The following is a 905-nucleotide window of genomic DNA, read 5'->3' on the forward strand; positions in this document are numbered from 1 at the left end:
CGCGATCCTGGTGATTGACGAGGAGGCGGCCAACGACCTGAAGCACCGCGAATACTATGAGGACTCAGCCAAGCGCTGGTGATCTAGCCTTCGGCCGGTTCCACGCCCGATGCAAGACGGCGTCCCTTCCCGCGGGCCTTGCCTGCGCGAAGGGACGCCGTTTGCCGTGGTGCTGCGCCGCGGCTCCTAGTCCTGGGCCGGCTGGGGTTCGCCCAGCTTCTGCGCGTCAATGTACCCGGCGTACTGCCAGCCCGGGGTGCTGGAGGGGCGGTGCACCGCCACACCGGCTTCCTCGGCGATCAACGCGCCGGCGGCCCAGTCATATTCCTGGGTGCCGTACTCGGCGTAGGCGTCGAGCGCGCCCTCGGCCACCAGGCACAAATCCAGCGCGGCCGACCCCAGGCGCCGCACGTTGACGTAGTCTCCAGCAGGTCGGTGAGCACCCGGGCCTGGAACTGGCGGCGGGTGGCGTCATACCCGAACCCGGTGGCCAGCACCTTGGCGGTGGTTTGCTGCGGGCCGGAAAGCCGGGTGGTGGTGCGGGTGGCCAGGTCCTGCTTCCAGGCCCCCAGTCCACGCCCGGCGTAGTACTCCGCGCCCAGGGCCGGGGCCTGGATGGCGCCGGCCAGCCAGGTCACCTTCCCTTCCTCGCTGGTGTGGCACACCGCCACGGAGGAGGCGTAGTAGTGGATGCCGCGCACGAAGTTCGCGGTCCCATCCAGTGGTCGATGCTCCAGCGGTAGCCGCTGGGCTTGGCCGGGGTGTGCGAGCCGAATTCCTCCCCGGTCAGCGCGTCGTTCGGCCGGGTGGTGATGATCGCGGCGCGGATCGCCTCCTCGGCGGACCGGTCAAAGTCGGTGACCCAATCACCGGCCGCGGATTTCTCATCCACCCCCAGCACGCGG

The 905-nt window shown here is 69.8% G+C and carries 3 protein-coding genes; all 3 read right to left on the reverse strand.

The annotated features are described in order from the left end of the window. Window positions 1-186: 186 nt before the first annotated feature. Window positions 187-372, reverse strand: coding sequence for an inositol monophosphatase family protein (locus JCM19049_RS23735; protein ID WP_374700343.1), 186 nt, complete (start codon window positions 370-372; stop codon window positions 187-189). Beyond that, window positions 300-701 (reverse strand): hypothetical protein, encoded by a 402-nt coding sequence (locus JCM19049_RS21415; RefSeq protein ID WP_054822013.1) that lies wholly within the window; start codon window positions 699-701, stop codon window positions 300-302. The genes JCM19049_RS23735 and JCM19049_RS21415 overlap by 73 nt, the downstream gene beginning before the upstream one ends. Further along, window positions 635-905 (reverse strand): inositol monophosphatase (locus JCM19049_RS22890; protein WP_374700344.1); only part of this gene is annotated, 271 nt, incomplete at its 5' end. The genes JCM19049_RS21415 and JCM19049_RS22890, both read right to left, overlap by 67 nt.

Source organism: Arthrobacter sp. JCM 19049, assembly GCF_001310435.1.